Below are 16,578 nucleotides of genomic sequence, written 5' to 3'. Positions count from 1 at the left end.
GTTTAGCACGCTTAAGCAATTCAAAATTCAAAATTCAGCTTGAAAGTTTGCTAGATCGGGAAATCCTACCAGCACACCAGTTAGCTTGAGCGGGAAAATGCACAAGCAACTGACTCAACTTTGGGCAAAATTCAAAATGTTCGCGTAGCGTCTCGTAGAGAATAAATGCAATCGTGCCATGCATCCTGGCTATTGACTAGATATAAATTAAAGCAATGACAGCGTAAAATTAATTGTGGCATATACTCTGTAACTAAGCTTTAAACCTCTATAACTCATAATTATCGGTACAATGTGTTCCGAAAAACTCTTTCGTGAGAAATAACACTACCTGAAAAAAGTATAAATTTACAAATGTTAAGAATTACAGATACACTTGTGCGACTGGGCGATCGCCTTAATGTAACTTTAGAAGATGGAATTCTTGCCATCACTAAATTATGATCGAATTTTGTAACCATTTCCTGTGACTTACACGATGTCTGCTAATTCTCTGCCTGAAGGTGCCGCCGTTTGGCATAGTTTAGAAGTTGATAAAGCGCTAGACCTGCTTGATAGTAATGCAGACAGTGGCTTAACACCCCAAGAAATTGAACAGAGATTGCAAAAGTACGGGCCCAACGAACTTGAAGAAACTGCTGGCCGTAGTAGTTGGGAAATCCTGCTGGATCAGTTCAAGAACATTATGTTGTTGATGCTGATTGGCGTAGCTCTAATTTCTGGCTTTTTAGACCTGATGGCTTTGCGGGAGGGTCGCTTGAAGCCTGGTGAAGTGCCATTTAAAGATACCATCGCTATTTTAGCAATTGTCATCCTCAATGGCATACTTGGCTACGTCCAAGAAAGCCGTGCCGAAAAAGCCTTGGCAGCCCTGAAAAAAATGACCTCTCCCTTAGTGCGCGTCATCCGCGAGGCTAGATTGGTGGAGATAGCAGCCAAGGATCTAGTTCCAGGGGATGTCATGCTGCTGGAAGCTGGGATGCAGATAGCCGCAGATGGACGCTTGATCGAACAGTCTAATTTACAAGTGCGTGAGTCGGCATTGACTGGTGAAGCCGAAGCCGTGAATAAACAGGCATCACTCAAATTGCCCGAGGAAACATCATTAGGCGATCGCCTCAATGTCGTGTATCAAGGAACCGAAGTAGTCCAAGGACGGGCGAAGGTTCTGGTGACTAACACCGGAATGACTACAGAACTAGGCAAAATTGCCACGATGTTGCAGGCGGTGGAAAGCGAACCGACACCGTTACAGCAACGGATGACTCAACTGGGTAATGTCCTAGTTACGGGTTCCTTAATTCTCGTGGCGATCGTCGTCGTCGGTGGTGTAATCAAAGACGGAGGTTTCAAAAATATCCAAGAACTCTTGGAAGTTTCTTTGAGTATGGCGGTTGCTGTAGTGCCAGAAGGTTTACCTGCTGTAATTACCGTCACCTTGGCGCTAGGAACCCAGCGAATGGTGCGCCAGAATGCCTTGATTCGCAAATTGCCAGCAGTGGAAACATTGGGTTCTGTAACTACCATCTGTTCTGATAAAACTGGCACGCTGACGCAAAATAAAATGGTAGTGCAATCGGTTTCTACTAATAACAAAACTTTTCGCGTCATCGGCGAAGGTTACACTCCCACAGGAGACTTTCAGTTAGATGGTCAAAAAATTTCCCTAGAGGACTCTCCAGAAATTTCAGCGTTATCAGTCGCCTGTGCTATTTGTAATGATTCAGTGTTGCAAAAAGAACAAGGGGAATGGTCGATTTTGGGAGATCCCACAGAGGGAGCATTGTTAACACTGGCAGGCAAAGCTGGAATTGAAAAAGATCAGTGGAACAGCAAATTACCTCGTATTGCAGAGTTTCCCTTTTCCTCAGAACGGAAGCGGATGAGCGTGATTTCTCAGGTGGAGGGAGTCGCTACAGGTGACGCATCTTCCAGAGGCATTGACCCAGCGATCGCTGGTTTGATTGAATCTGAACCTTACTTAATGTTTACCAAAGGTTCTCCAGAGTTAACCTTGGCACGTTCCACTCAAATTCATTTAGGTAATGACACAGCCCCCTTAACTGAAGCACAACGCCAGAAAATTTTGGCAGAAAATGACCTGATGGCGAGTAAAGGTTTGCGGGTGCTAGGTTTTGCCTACAAACCACTGGTAGAAATTCCACCAGAAAGTTCAAGCGAGACATCTGAGCAAGGCTTGGTATGGTTGGGATTGGTGGGAATGCTAGATGCGCCACGCCCAGAAGTAAGGGCATCTGTGCAAGAATGTCGAGATGCAGGTATTCGCCCAGTGATGATTACAGGCGACCACCAATTAACAGCACGAGCGATCGCTACCGATTTAGGAATCGCCCAAGAAGGCGATCGCCTCCTCACAGGTCAAGAATTGCAACGGATGAGTGACCAAGAATTAGAGCAAAACGTTGACCTGGTGAGCATTTATGCTAGGGTTTCCCCAGAACACAAACTGCGAATTGTCCAAGCATTGCAACGCCGGGGTCGATTTGTGGCGATGACAGGCGATGGTGTTAACGATGCCCCAGCCCTTAAACAAGCTGACATCGGTATTGCGATGGGCATTACTGGCACTGATGTAAGTAAAGAAGCCAGCGATATGGTATTACTTGATGACAACTTCGCCACCATTGTCAGTGCTACCAAGGAAGGTAGAGTTGTTTACACCAATATTCGCCGTTTTATTAAATACATTCTGGGCAGTAACATTGGCGAAGTTTTGACAATTGCAGCAGCACCCCTAATTGGTTTGGGAGGTGTTCCCCTTACTCCCTTACAAATTTTGTGGATGAACTTGGTAACAGACGGTTTACCAGCTTTGGCATTAGCTGTGGAACCTCCAGAACCGGATGTGATGCAACGTCCGCCTTTTAGTCCCCGCGAAAGTATTTTCGCTAGGGGATTGGGTTCTTACATGATTCGCATTGGGATAATATTTGCCATTATCACCATTGCCTTAATGTGGTGGGCTTATCAACATACCCATGCCCCTGGCTATCAAGGCGATCGTGATAGTTGGAAAACAATGGTATTTACTAGCTTGTGTATTGCCCAAATGGGTCATGCGATCGCTATTCGCTCCAACAACCGACTGACCATCGAAATGAATCCCTTTTCTAATATATTTGTACTAGCGGCTGTTATTGTCACCACTATTTTGCAGTTGATGCTAGTTTACGTCCCACCCCTGCGAGATTTCTTTGGTACTCACTACCTGAACCTGCAAGAGTTGGGGGTTTGTATAGGCTTCAGTGCCTTAATGTTTGTCTGGATTGAAGCGGAGAAGATATTTCTGCGGATTATGGGCAAGAAGGCTGTCTGAAAAGGAAATTTTAGATTTTAGATTTTAGATTTTAGATTTATCTTCAATTCAAAATCTAAAATTGAACTTATGTACTTGAAAACTCTAAATCTACGACAATTTCGCAATTATCAAGACCAAAAGGTTGAGTTTAGTGCTGCCAAAACAATCTTGGTAGGTAATAACGCTCAGGGAAAGTCAAATTTGTTGGAGGCGGTGGAGTTGCTGGCGACATTGCGATCGCACCGAATTACCCGCGATCGCGATTTGGTTCAAGAAGGGGAAGCCATAGCCCAAATTAATGCCACCCTTGAGCGACAAACAGGCGTTAGTGACCTGACTTTAACCCTCCGCCGCAATGGTCGCCGTAGCGTTGCCCTCAATGGTGAATCTATCCGCCGCCAAATGGATTTTCTCGGCGTTCTCAATGCAGTCCAATTTTCCAGCCTCGATTTAGAACTAGTACGCGGCGGCCCGGAAGGTCGCCGCAACTGGTTAGATACACTCTTAATTCAACTTGAACCAGTTTATGCTCACATTTTGCAGCAGTATAACCATGTGTTACGCCAGCGCAATGCTTTTTTAAAACGCTATCTGGAGACGTTGGATGCAACCTCTCTACAGTCAGAACTGGTGTTGTGGGATGCACAGTTAGCTACTACAGGAACCAGGGTAATTAGACGACGCGATCGCGCCATACAACGATTAGCTCCCATTGCTACGGCTTGGCACGCTAGCATTAGCGGCAGTACAGAAGTTCTCCAAATCAAGTATTTGCCGAATATTCCTTTAGAGGATAACCATCCAGAAGAAGTGCAGCAAGCTTTTTTGGCAAAAATCCAGCAACGAGCGATCGCCGAAATGCACCAAGGCACTACTCTTGTTGGCCCTCATCGAGACGAAATAGAATTAACTATTAACCAGACACCCGCTCGTCAATACGGTTCTCAAGGTCAACAACGAACGCTGGTTCTAGCCTTAAAATTAGCAGAATTACAATTAATTGAAGAAGTCGTTAAAGAGCCACCATTGCTATTGCTTGATGATGTTCTTGCCGAACTAGATTTATCCCGCCAAAATCAATTGCTCGATGCCATTCAAGACCGCTTTCAGACCCTAATTACTACTACTCACTTGGGTTCTTTTGATTCTCAATGGTTGAAATCTTCACAAATCCTTTTTGTGAAGGCAGGAGAAATAATGCAACATCAATAATTATAAAAATCATATTTATAGTAGTTGAAGCATAGTTTATATCAATTCGTAATTAAGAAACTTAGATGTAGTAAGACTTTCTTGATTTATATCTATTGTCTCATACTGTTTTTTTGTGAAGCTAGACCAAATCGTAAGGATTCAGGTGTTTAAAACCCCGTCACAGAGCTAGTTTCAAAATTGAGTTTCTCTTATTAACATACCTTTAGTCGCAATAACGCACGAAAATATAGTCGTTACGCAATTCTTATTGAGAATATAAATTTGTGACTAATCCCTAGAAACCTTTATCAACAAAAGCTCGTAGAGATTTTGGTATGACCTGAATCCTTACACCAAATCTTAAGACTTGGAGGCCTATTTACTGCTCTATACTTACTTACTAATATGTTTCTGCGTTATCCGTCGTTTCTTCATCAACAGGTTTAACTATTACATTTGTATATCTTTGAAGAATATAAGCAGCTTGAAATAAATCTAAAATTACACCTTTAAGCTGATTGATATTAATTTGCAAGCCTTCTATATTAGAACCTCGAAAATCTGCATCTTTAAATTTAGCATTAGTAAGAATAACGTTATTCATTCGGCAATTTATAAATTTTACATTTGTTAGAGAAGTTTCCAAAAATGTGGAATCTTCAAGCTGACAATTTTCAAAAATAACACGCTCAAACTTACTCAAATTAAATTGTGAAAACTGTCCTTGACAGTCCTTAAATATAACATTTTTTAATCTAGATTTTATTGCTTTAAATCCCAGCAATCTACAGTTAATAAACTCAACTCTACTAAGCAAACTTTCTTCCCATTCAGTATTAGCAAAATCGCTTTTAGTAATTTTAACATCTTGTAAATAAAGCTTTTTAAAATAAGTATTTATAGCTTTAATATTATCAAAGTAAGCATATTGAAAATCTACTCCTCTAGTTCCCTCAAGCTGACAATTTGATAAATGTACGTTTTGATAGCTCTCTAATTCAGATAATTGATTATCTGGTATTCCCTTATTCATACTTTCAGATAAAGGTAAATTAGGAAGCTCAAGAACTCTATGTTTCTTAGGCATCTTTTTTATTAAAAAAAATATATAATTAATAGGACTTATGCAAACTCTACGATTCTTGGCGTTCTTCTCTAACGAGACGCTACGCGATGGCGTCTTGGCGGTTCGATAAATTAAGCTTTTTAGCACTTTTTGCGTAAGTCCTAATTAATTACTAATCACGTTTTTCTAACCTTTTAAAAACGGTGAGAACCAAAAAAGTCAAAAAAGCACTGATTAATGCTAACTGCCATAAACCACAACCAGCAGCAATTCCCAAAGCAGCCGAAACCCAAATAGCTGCTGCTGATGTCAGTCCGTGAATTTCAAGTCGCTGTGATTCTTGAGAAGATTGGCGTACAATTTCTCCAGCACCGAGAAATCCCACACCGGCTGCAATCCCCTGAATCACGCGGCTAAGTGCATCACGATTGGACAGTGGCCCATCTGTTTGCATAATTATGAGAGTAAAAATGGCTGAACCGAAACTCACCAAGATATGAGTTCGTAAACCGGCTGGTTTACGTCTAATTTGGCGTTCTAAGCCGATGATTGCTCCAATGAACAATGCAAGGCACAGTCTGAAGCTAATATTTAGCCAATCATTAGTTGCAAGGTAGTAAGTGTTTGGCAATGCTTACTTTGGTGTAGAAGATTTTATATATTAGTACAGCAAAGCATAAATCTAGGTACTATACATATAAATTAACAAGACTTTGAGCAAAATTCTATTGTTAAAGGTAGGCAAGCTTTCACCACAGCTACTAATACCGCAAGGCGGAAGTCAAAAGTCACGCATACTTTTATTTTAGGTCTGTCTGTAATGAAATATTAGGTTTATTTCCGCCGAACTATACAAGGTTAATTATTAATATTTTTACAAAAATAGTGCAGGAAGCATTTTAATCTTTTATTGATGGAGTCTAATTTAACGAGTGCAATTTAATTGCTTGTATCATATTTTGGATGATATCAATTAGGTAATAGTTTTTTAGGTATAACTTAATATCTTACTTTATTAAGATTATTTCTCAATAATATATTATCTCGGTCACAATGAAGGTTTGCATTATTAAATTATGGCAATGATCATAAATTGGGCAAACGGGATAAATTTAAGTTTATTAAATAGATTTTTAACTCTTTAAAACGACTGAACTATAAAATTGTACCTGAAATTGCTAGATTTAACCTATACACTCAATAATTAAATATGATATCGCCATCTACAACTAGCTCAAACAACTAAACCCCCGATTATAGGAAAGAGAGGCTAAATAAAGGAAAATATCAATATTGCGTAGGTTTTGAAGATTTGTAGGTTGGGTTGAAGGTCGTGAAACCCAACAAAGATAAAGAAAATGTCGGGTTACCCTACGGGAAGCCCCTTTGGGTCTACGTTCCTCAAACGCCACTTGCTACCCTGCGGGAATGTCAAAGGCGAACAAGCCGGCACCGCCTAACGCAGTAGCTCCCTAACCTATTCCGGAGTGCTTTTTTGGGCAAAACCTACGCACTATTGAGGAAAATATTTGAATTACAAAGGAGTTAAATTACAGCAATACATCGTGTAACTGGCAATTAACCACTAATAAGGTCGGCAAATTAAACGTAAATGCTGGAAACTCCTCTTTTAGTAAGGAGTCAGTAGATTTCCGGCTGATAACGTACTAGGAGGAAATGGCTATGGCTACAAATAAATAACTGACAACTAACAAATTGAGTGGACAAACTCTACTGGCTAGACCAAATTAAACTACAAGACCGCGCCAAAGTAGGTGACAAAGCATTTTACTTGAGCAGAATCATGCAGCGTGGCTATCCGGTGGTACCTGGTTTTGTCGTTTCGACAGAGATTTTGCGAGAATTTCTCGAAAATCTCAATAGTTCAGAATCATTAGTGGCTGACTTACCCCATTCTTCGTTACATCTAGATGTAGCTAATTGGCGTCAACTTCAGCAGGTAGCTGGTCGCTTGCGCCAAGAAATTCTCACTGCGACTGTGCCGCAGGATTGGGTGACTACAATTTTCCAAGCAGCTAGAGAATGGCAAACTGGCTGTTTGATTCTTCGACCTACCTTAGCAGTATCAAATGCTACTCCAAGTATAAAGAGTATATCTGGTTTGCTAGAATCGGTGTTTTGCCAGTGCGAACCAGAAGCGATCGCTTTTGCCCTCAAGCGTACCTGGAGCCAGATATTTCGTGCTAGAAGTCTACTATATTGGCAACGGGCAGGAATTAACCTGCAACAAATCAGTTTAGCTGTTTTGGTTCAACCTGTTGAGAATGCGATCGCCAGTGGCTTGCTGAGTGCAAACTCCTCTGGATGGGAAATTGAAGCTACTTGGGGATTAGGAATTGCGATCGCTCTTGGCGAAGTCCAGCCAGATGTTTACTACATTCAACAAGCAACCGGTGTTGTGCTTGAGCAACAGTTGGGCAATAAAATGCTCGCTTATGCTGTGGATGATGCAACACCTGAAGCTTTTTCGCAACCCCTGCCCAAGTCAGCGCTAACATCAGATCACACTTGTCTAAATACCTATCTAATTCAGGAAGCTCAACAAAAACAGTACGCTTTACAAGAAGAATACGTACAACAAATAATTACTCTAGGAACTCAACTAGTAAGTGAACTGGGTAAAAGCTTTACCATTAAATGGACTATCGCCCGGCAAAATACATCTGGCAAACTCTACATTACACAAGTTAGTTCTCCTCATGTAATTCACCACAGACACTTTATTAGAGGAATAGGAGCAGCAGGAGGACGTGTTGTGGCAAATGCTTTTGTAATTAATAATCCGCAGCACAAACCCGAAGAATTACCCAAGGGAGTGATTTTAGTAATAACAGCGATCGCTCCTGATTGGTTACCATTACTGCACCAAGTTGGTGGTATTATTACTGAACAAGGCGGATTAACTAGCCACGCAGCAATTCTTGCCAGAGAATTAGGTATCGCGGCAGTAGTTAATGCAACATCTGCTACAACCTTAATCCAAACTGGCGAACGACTGCTACTCGATGGCGACAGAGGAGAAGTTTATCGGATCAAAGAAGAAGGGGAAAGTGGGAAAGAAAAAGAGATGGAGAAGAGGAAAGTAGCAGAAAATCCTTTCCATCCCGCTATTTCCCCATCGCATCCTGTTACTTCTCATCTCCCTATGATTGCTACCCAACTGCTGGTTAACTTGAGTCAGTCCAGTTTAATAGAACAAGTACAAAGCTTCCCTGTAGATGGAGTGGGATTGTTGCGCTCAGAATTGATGGTACTAAATATATTGTCTGGGCAACATCCTAATAGTTGGATTTTAGGCGGGCGGCAAGCAGAATTGTTAGAGCTATGGTCTGAGCAAATTATGCAGTTTGCTCGTGCCTTTGCACCAAGACCAGTTTTTTATCGTTCTTTAGATTGGCCACAAGATTTACCATCATTGAGTGATAATGTACAATCTTCAACACAATCGATGTTGGGTGAACGTGGCACTTTTAGCTATTTACAAAATCCCGCAGTCTTTGAGTTAGAACTGCAAGCTTTAGCGACTGTCCAGCAAGCTGGTTACAACAATGTAAATCTACTATTGCCTTTTGTGCGGACTGTGGAAGAATTTGTCTTTTGCCGTCGCAAAGTTGAGCAAGCTCTTTTAACTGAAGTGTCACAGTTTCAATTGTGGATGATGGCAGAAGTGCCAAGCATCCTGTTTTTACTGCCAGAATATGTTAAAGCAGGTGCAGCCGGAATTTCTATTGGTACAAATGATTTGACCCAATTATTACTCGGAGTGGATCGAGAACAAGGACAGCTAGGAAAAGTATTTAATGAACGTCATCCGGCAGTTATGGGTGCGATCGCTCAACTGATCCAAATGGCTAAAAGTGCCGATATCCCTTGTTCAATCTGCGGTCAAGCACCAGCCATCTATCCAGAAATCATCGATCAGTTAGTGGAATGGGGCATAACATCCATTTCTGTTGAACCGGAAGCAGTGGAGCGAACATATCAAGCGATCGCTCGTGCTGAACAGCGCATAATTCTAGCAGCAGCACAACGTGAATTAAAAGAGGGAAAAAATTAATTTTATTTAATATAGCTAGTTTCGCGTAAAAACTTACGTAAATCGGCGAAATATTTGGTGCGGTCGCTGTTTTTGTAAGCTTGCTGCACTCGTCCCCATCCATCCTCCCCTTGACCCAGCAGATACTTATCAGCCAAATAAGCTGCTAAAAAGCCCTTGCCATCATCGCCTTGTTGCCGTGCCTGGGTATAAGTTTGCCATAGCTCTGAGGCATGGTTGGAAATTAATTTAGGATAGCTACGAGTCACATCAACCATTTTTCCTTGGCGATAATGCCAAATTTGCAGGGGGTAGGCAGAAGCAGCATAAGCTGTAAAAGCATAGGCAAAGCGATCGTCTCGGCTATCAAACTCTGGCAGTCCATCTTTGTCTAAATCCCTGAGCCGATAGCCACCATTGCCCCATTCATGGCGAATATTAATATATTTTTGGGATTTATTGTCATAGCGATAAATCAATGAATAAGTACAACAGTGCGCTCCACCTGTAAAGAAATCGGCAATTATTTCTGGTTCTTTGTTACCATCCAAGTCTTGCACTGGTAAGTTATTTTCTTGTCCAGATATATTGCCCACAGGTCTGTCATATTCATTTTCTTGCGGCAGTTTTTGATCTAAAACAGTTTTACCTGCTCGGATAATTTTCAACCGGACATTTTTATACTGATATTCCTCTGGCTTTTCGTAGGATATTTCTGCTCGCACATTTCCCAATTGCCCAGTTATTGTTTCTGCTGTTGCAGTCTGGGTAAATACAGCCGTTGCACTCAAAAGAGCTAAACCGATTAGAGATTGACTGATAAAGGAGCGACTAGTAATCATCGTTGGTGTTGTATATAGCAGATTCAACTTTATACAACACCATCAAAATGTCAATATCGGTAAATTGCCGCAACGGCTGTGCTATATGGAATCTCTTCAAAGGGAACAGCGTAAACCGTGCCACCGTTTAATAAAGTATGAGCAGCAACAAAATCCAACAAATCCTCATCACCAGTTTCTTTTTCTGGGTGCAAATAAACCGTTTCTGAGCTTGGATCGAATAAACCCCACTGTTGCTGACCAACTGCAACTAGTAATGAATCCACTCGCTGGTAATAAGCGGCTGAAATAACTTCTTCGAGGTTGTTAGATGCTTTGCCAGTATCACCACCAAACAATTCGTGAAATTGCTCTAAAACTACTTGCTGTGACTTTTGGAAATCAGCCTCGACAATCGGCCAAGCTTGGTCATGTAACTCTTGGACGCTGAGAATTTCTGGATTACCAGTGATACCTTCATCCATCAAATGCTGGTAAGTATTTGCTTGTCTATATAAAGGCAAGAGATACTCTACCCCAGCCAGTACCAAAGGCGCTTTTTGCAATTTCAGTTTCTCGTGTAATGCGCCATCAACAATTTGAAAGAATTGCAGGATGTCTTCTTGGCGTCTATCCCTGTCAGGGCTTCCCTGTCCATGAAACGTACCTGGTTGCGAAAAAGGATTGGAGGTTCCTCCTTTTGATGTTGCGATGCGAAACTGACCTTCTTTAGCAGTATCGTCTCTTTGCAGAGCTTCATCTAGACTTTTAGGGAGATTTTCTACTTCTACCTCTTTGACACTGTAGCGTGTTCCTTCAAAGAACCTGACATCTTGTTGGCTCAAAGCCAGTATATAGAAGCGACCATTGCCATTTAAAATTGGTAGCAGTGGTTTGATGTGAAATCGGTCTGTAACTATGACCAACTCTTGAAAATCGATTGGTAGGGGATAACAGCGAAAAATATTGTCGGAAATAAAAATTGCCAGCCCTTGCTCTCCGATTTGCTCCCAAAACTCTTGGGTATCAATTTCCTGGGATTTTCCTAACAATGCGATCGCATCTTCCTGTTCCAAACCTGCATCAATTAAACGAGTCTCTGCTTCTCTGATCAAATTTTTAAAGCGAATTGGGTTTTGTCGCACTTCTGGGCCGGCTGGTTGCGTTGGCATATAAATTGAAACACAATTTCCTTTTGGCTGCTCTAATAATGTTTTTATTTCCTCTCTAGAAATTAATTGCATATTATATCCCTCCTATTAACGTGACCAAATACATCAGATCAAATCATTGATATTCAATAATCTGATAGGACGTTATTCTCAGATGGTGGCAGTTGTAGCCCAACCGTTTGCTTCTGAATTTATTTCACCTCAAGGAGGGTTTAATTGCATCTTTCTTTTAATAGGCAATATTGATCGAGGAAATTACTAATTAAAACCCTAAATTAAAAGCCAAAATCGTCACAAGCATCAAAAATTTGGCGTGTTAGAGTTTGCGCGTCCTGAATTTATGCCTATTTTACTATCACGTTGGCTAAGACCTAAAGTTACTCGTTTCATAATCCAGTACAAACTGGCAAGTACCACAAAGGTGATAGCAACAATCACTAAGGGCTGTTTTCCCAAGATTTCTTCTACCCCTTTGGTTAGTACGGCATCGGGTTGAGTAATAAAATCCCAACTGTTGAAACGCAAAAATCGTCCCCAATAAACACCAACAGCACAGAGAAGATGGGTAATTAACTCAACGCGCCAAATCCATTGACTTTTGCCGATCCGATGTAAGTAGTAACCCCAATTAATTAACGATATTACATAAGCTTCAAATCCACTAAGAATTACTAATAAATACAAAGGAATAAGCACTAAAGTAATCATCCAAACTGATTGAATCGTCCGGATATCATCTATCAAGTGAATTACATCGGTCAATAAATATGGTGCATTAGGTAAGAAAGCATAGAAAACTAAGAATCCTAGCCACCAAAGCCAAGAGCCACCACGCCTAAAGCGAAATAGCCACACACTCAAAGCTAAAGGTATAAAAGCCAGAAATAAATTCCAAGTCATCCAACTCATATTAATTCGCAAGACCTGTATAACTCTGGCTATCAATTCTTCTTTCATAGGTGCTAATTTAGAATATGTTTATTGATCTAAGTTCACTCTGTAGTGTTAGTGTTAACCTTAGTGATTAACTGATAAAATCTTTTTACTCCCCAATAAATTTATCTACTCCAAGACCAGGCAAGACTTTTGTATCACTTCTAATGAAATGCACACTTGTATGTGTGGAATTTAAAGTTTCTATGTTTTTCATACTGGGGGATTAAGTTTCTCAATCAACTGAAATCACTAGTATAGCCAGAAAATCATTAGAGTAAAATCTACAACACAAAGAAAGTGTGAGCGGTAAAAACGCTGCTAAATACCTTCCTGTGAACTTTTTTTATGTGAATGTTGCCCCTGTCTCAATAAGGTTCGGATAAGTAGGGGAGGCAAAGAGTTTATGAAAAGCTATTCTTTCCCCCCCTGCTGCTCTACTCCCCCTGCTTGCCCAAACGAGTAAATTTCTTAACCGAACGGTATTGGCCCCTGTCCTAACTATTATATTGATTTAATTTTGCCCTGCTAGAGTTCCAGAAACATTCTAAAGTTTTTGCCAAGAGTGTAAAATACTTGTGCGCCATCAGATAGATTATTTATTCTGGTTGACTACAGTATTTATTCATCTGATTGACTAATGTATCCGACTGCTGGCCAAGTGTTGTGGCTTTTGTCAAAGCTGAGTCAATTTCATCTCTCGCCTTTTGGATTTTTTCTCTACCAGATGCTGAGGCATCTGCTGTTTTGGTCGCACCAAGGGCCCTAGCGGCTTTGGCTACCGCTTGACTAAGATTTTGAAAAATCTTGATGAAACCGCTTTGAAATTCTTTCAGCTTAGGATCTTTTAAATTCAGTTCCTTAATCGATTTAGTCACAAATTCTAAATCTTTAGATAGCTGTATGCTGGTAATCACTTGCGTTCCTTTATTTTTATCAATCAGAGAAGTTCCGGCATTCACAACTCGAATCAGTCGCTGGCATTGGGAAACTTTATTTTCACTGCAACTACTAATGAATAAAACAATGCTTAGGCTAACAGAAGCAATAACAGTATATTTATGTGAAACAGACATTAACACCCCAACAATAAAACCGAGAATAAGTATCCAAATATTACGAGAAAATAAGACAGGGGAGACACGGAAGGCGAGCCATTGAGGAAAGATTATTGTTCAGTAATTCTTTTCTCCCCTTCATCTGGAATTACCAACCTATTGGCAAACCTAACTGGTCTAAAGTAGCACTATCTTGCAAAAGTGGCTGAATATTGCTGTCTATTTGAATGCGACCACCAGATAGTACCAAAGCGCGTTGAGTAACTCTGCCTAGCCAATGTAGGTCATGAGAAGCAATTAATATCACCTGCACGGGTAACTTTAACAACACTTGTGCTAAATGCCGCCGCCACGCTGGATCAAGACCGTTAGTCGGCTCATCCAAAATTAAAATTGTCGGGTCTAGGGCTAAAATTGAGGCTAGGGCGACCAGGCGTCTTTGTCCACCAGAGAGTTCGTGGGCGGAACGATTGGCGTAGGCAACGAGTCCAAAATCAGCTAATAACTGCCGGGCGCGATCGCTTGCCAAGGCTTGCGACATTCCATAGTTGCGTGGCCCAAAGGTGATATCTTCTAAGATGGTCGGCATAAATAGTTGGTCGTTGGCATCTTGAAAGCTAAAGCCGATTTGACGACGGACTTGGGGTAGAGTTTTCGGTTCTACCGGGATGCCATTAATCGTAATTTTCCCACTTTGCGGTTGTTTTAAGCCGATTAGGTTCTCTAGCAAGGTGCTTTTTCCAGAACCAGTTGCTCCCATCAACGCCACGCGATCGCCCGGATTTAAGGTAAAAGAAATTTCTTGTAATACTGGCTCCTGGCGGGAATAGGCATACGCTAAGTTCTCAACCTCAACCACGGCTGCGTGGGGGTTATGGGTTGGTGATTGGGGATTAGAAGTTAAAGATTTCAAGATTCACAAACTCTATATTGACAACTGCACTAAATTTTGTAAGAAGCAAGAGTTACACAAGCAGCGATCGCCCAAGCTGCTAGTATGGCAAAACGCTCTTTTGGTCTAAGGGTAGAATCTATGGGCAATTGCCCGTTGTAACCACGAGTTATCATTGCTGCATAAACTCGCTCTGCCCTGTCTAGACTACGGAGATACAAGGCTCCAATCATGGCAGCACTGGCGTAGCGTAGCCATGCCGTAGTTCCATTCAAACCGCGTAATTGAGCGCTACGCTGCATCCTCGTCACTTCTGAGAGCAAAATTTCCATATATTGCCCTGCTAATAACAAGTTTTCTTTTAAAGGTGCTGGTACGGGTAAACCTTTGAGGGCGATGCCGAAACTGTGGGGCGGTAAGGTTAACAAAAAACTATTCATAGTAACCAAACAAACCAAAGAACGAACTAGCAAAAAACTGGCTCGTTCCCATCCCAAGGGCAATGCTAGCAATGACAAAAAAATCAATTCTGTACCGAGTAATCCTCCCAAGCGGCGAATGGGTACGCACAACAGCCAAGCCCACAAAAGTGCGATCGCGCCATATACACCTAAGTAATACCAAGCATTATGCTTTAATAAAGCTGCTCCCACTACAATCACTAGTGACAGTTGCAAACGTAACGGTAAGGAAAATTTAAGCATTCTTCGCTTTCACTACCTTGGCAATTCCAAAGGCAACAGCAAAGCAAACCGCAGCTCCTAAAAGTCCAGCGATACTTGTGCCAATTGGCCCCAAACCTTCAATACCATAGTCAGCTAAGGGAGTCGGCACAATTACCCGGACTTTACTGGCTAAGTCGATGAAGCCCGTGTTTGCGGCGACTTTCTCCAAACCATCAGGCCATGCTGAGGCAAAGAGTGACAGCACTCCCGCAATCAAGAAGATGGTGACAATGGGTACAGACCAACCGCGAAACTCCTGCTGTTCACCTGGTAATAAATCTGGTCGGGCTGTGGCTAAATAAGTCAGCACACCCCCGGTAATTATCCCTTCGCCGATGCCAATCAGAATATGCACACCAGTCATAGCTGGTAAAACTATGGCTACGGGTGCAGTTCCTGAAAGGGCTAACTCAATGGCACAAGCAATAGCAGCTACCACTACACTTACCCCAGCTGCAATGCCAGCAGCTAAGGGTAAGCGCCCTTTAGACCCCCCAAACAGTCTCTGCAAGGTTTGGGTTAAAATCCAGCCAACCCAAACACCAACTACTGCCATGTTCAAAATATTCGCTCCCAAGGCTGTAATGCCACCATCAGCAAACAGCACAGCTTGAATAATTAAAACTGTGGCGATACACAACGTTCCTGCCCAAGGACTGCCCAAAACGATCGCAGCTAAGGTTCCCCCCAACAAGTGACCACTAGTACCCCCTGCTACCGGAAAATTGATCATCTGGGCGGCAAAAATGAAGGCGGTGGTTAGTCCCAGTATGGGCGCACGGCGGATACCAAAAGCCTCTTGCGATCGCTCGAAGGCAATAAATAGTGCTGCTACACTCGCTAAACCAGTAGCTCCTGCCACTGGAACAGAAACAAATCCATCAGGAATATGCATAATCTACCCTGTACAATAGACGTTTATTTACTCAATACAAGCAATAAAACAAAAGCATTAAATTAATAACAAACAAAATTTTCACCTTTTTTGCAATGCCCTCTTGGGGGATTTTATGCTGTTACTTTCGAGATATTTACTATCCAATGGCTGCTAAATAGTATACCTATTTCCTATTTTATTAATTTTTGTTAACTTTATTTTTATATATATCGCTAAATATTGATAAATTCTTAGAAAAGTCGAAAAAACTTGACTTTAATAAGATAACGTGCATTTAATTTGCAGATTCTCAATCGCCAAAAGTCTGGCTAGGATTACCTTTTTTCTCTACGAGAGGCTATGCGAACATTTTGAATTGCTTTGCTGTTCTTTCAGTTAAGATATAGTTATTAGAGCAGTTTTTATTCAAAGCACATCTATCGTGGGGATACAGCATTGTAGTG

Annotated in this window: 12 protein-coding genes; 3 read left to right on the top strand and 9 right to left on the bottom strand. The window is 41.5% G+C overall.

Features of this window, described 5'->3' with window-relative positions; translation table 11 throughout:
* Positions 1–478 precede the first annotated feature (478 nt).
* Positions 479–3,337 carry a cation-translocating P-type ATPase gene (locus RMZ43_RS15235; RefSeq protein ID WP_322653428.1) on the top strand — a complete coding sequence of 953 codons (2,859 nt, stop codon included), beginning with the start codon at positions 479–481 and terminating at the stop codon, positions 3,335–3,337.
* A 69-nt stretch (positions 3,338–3,406) separates the two neighbouring features.
* Positions 3,407–4,531, top strand: coding sequence for a DNA replication/repair protein RecF (recF, locus tag RMZ43_RS15230; RefSeq protein WP_322653427.1), 1,125 nt, complete (start codon positions 3,407–3,409; stop codon positions 4,529–4,531).
* A gap of 382 nt (positions 4,532–4,913) precedes the next feature.
* Here recF and RMZ43_RS15225 read toward each other — a convergent pair whose 3' ends face one another.
* Positions 4,914–5,600 carry a pentapeptide repeat-containing protein gene (locus RMZ43_RS15225; protein ID WP_322653426.1) on the bottom strand — a complete coding sequence of 229 codons (687 nt, stop codon included), beginning with the start codon at positions 5,598–5,600 and terminating at the stop codon, positions 4,914–4,916.
* A gap of 151 nt (positions 5,601–5,751) precedes the next feature.
* Complete coding sequence (locus RMZ43_RS15220; protein WP_322653425.1) at positions 5,752–6,210, bottom strand: MgtC/SapB family protein; 459 nt, start codon at positions 6,208–6,210, stop codon at positions 5,752–5,754.
* 1,089 nt (positions 6,211–7,299) lie between these two features.
* Between RMZ43_RS15220 and RMZ43_RS15215 the strand changes: the two genes are divergently transcribed.
* Complete coding sequence (locus RMZ43_RS15215; RefSeq protein ID WP_322653424.1) at positions 7,300–9,657, top strand: putative PEP-binding protein; 2,358 nt, start codon at positions 7,300–7,302, stop codon at positions 9,655–9,657.
* A 2-nt stretch (positions 9,658–9,659) separates the two neighbouring features.
* Here the strand turns inward: RMZ43_RS15215 and RMZ43_RS15210 are convergent, their stop codons facing one another.
* The 7 genes from RMZ43_RS15210 to RMZ43_RS15180 all read right to left on the bottom strand — a co-directional run bounded on the left by RMZ43_RS15210 (position 9,660) and on the right by RMZ43_RS15180 (position 16,132).
* A complete protein-coding gene (locus tag RMZ43_RS15210) occupies positions 9,660–10,478 on the bottom strand; it encodes a hypothetical protein (protein WP_322650698.1) in 819 nt (272 codons plus the stop codon).
* A 50-nt stretch (positions 10,479–10,528) separates the two neighbouring features.
* Positions 10,529–11,701 (bottom strand): hypothetical protein, encoded by a 1,173-nt coding sequence (locus RMZ43_RS15205; RefSeq protein ID WP_322653423.1) that lies wholly within the window; start codon positions 11,699–11,701, stop codon positions 10,529–10,531.
* Between the two features lie 228 nt (positions 11,702–11,929).
* Positions 11,930–12,586, bottom strand: coding sequence for a DUF1361 domain-containing protein (locus RMZ43_RS15200; protein WP_322653422.1), 657 nt, complete (start codon positions 12,584–12,586; stop codon positions 11,930–11,932).
* A 575-nt stretch (positions 12,587–13,161) separates the two neighbouring features.
* Positions 13,162–13,638, bottom strand: a complete 477-nt coding sequence (locus RMZ43_RS15195; RefSeq protein ID WP_322650695.1) for a hypothetical protein — start codon at positions 13,636–13,638, stop codon at positions 13,162–13,164.
* A gap of 130 nt (positions 13,639–13,768) precedes the next feature.
* The gene (locus RMZ43_RS15190; protein ID WP_322650694.1) at positions 13,769–14,533 is read right to left on the bottom strand and encodes an energy-coupling factor ABC transporter ATP-binding protein; all 765 of its coding nucleotides are present in this window, start codon (positions 14,531–14,533) and stop codon (positions 13,769–13,771) included.
* A 29-nt stretch (positions 14,534–14,562) separates the two neighbouring features.
* Positions 14,563–15,216, bottom strand: a complete 654-nt coding sequence (locus tag RMZ43_RS15185; RefSeq protein ID WP_322653421.1) for an energy-coupling factor transporter transmembrane component T family protein — start codon at positions 15,214–15,216, stop codon at positions 14,563–14,565.
* Complete coding sequence (locus RMZ43_RS15180; RefSeq protein WP_322650692.1) at positions 15,209–16,132, bottom strand: energy-coupling factor ABC transporter permease; 924 nt, start codon at positions 16,130–16,132, stop codon at positions 15,209–15,211. The genes RMZ43_RS15185 and RMZ43_RS15180 overlap by 8 nt, the downstream gene beginning before the upstream one ends.
* Positions 16,133–16,578: the final 446 nt, after the last annotated feature.

This window comes from Nostoc sp. CmiVER01 (genome assembly GCF_034531135.2).
In the GTDB taxonomy this organism is placed as follows: Bacteria; Cyanobacteriota; Cyanobacteriia; order Cyanobacteriales; family Nostocaceae; genus Nostoc.
This window is presented reverse-complemented; position numbering and strand designations above follow the sequence as displayed.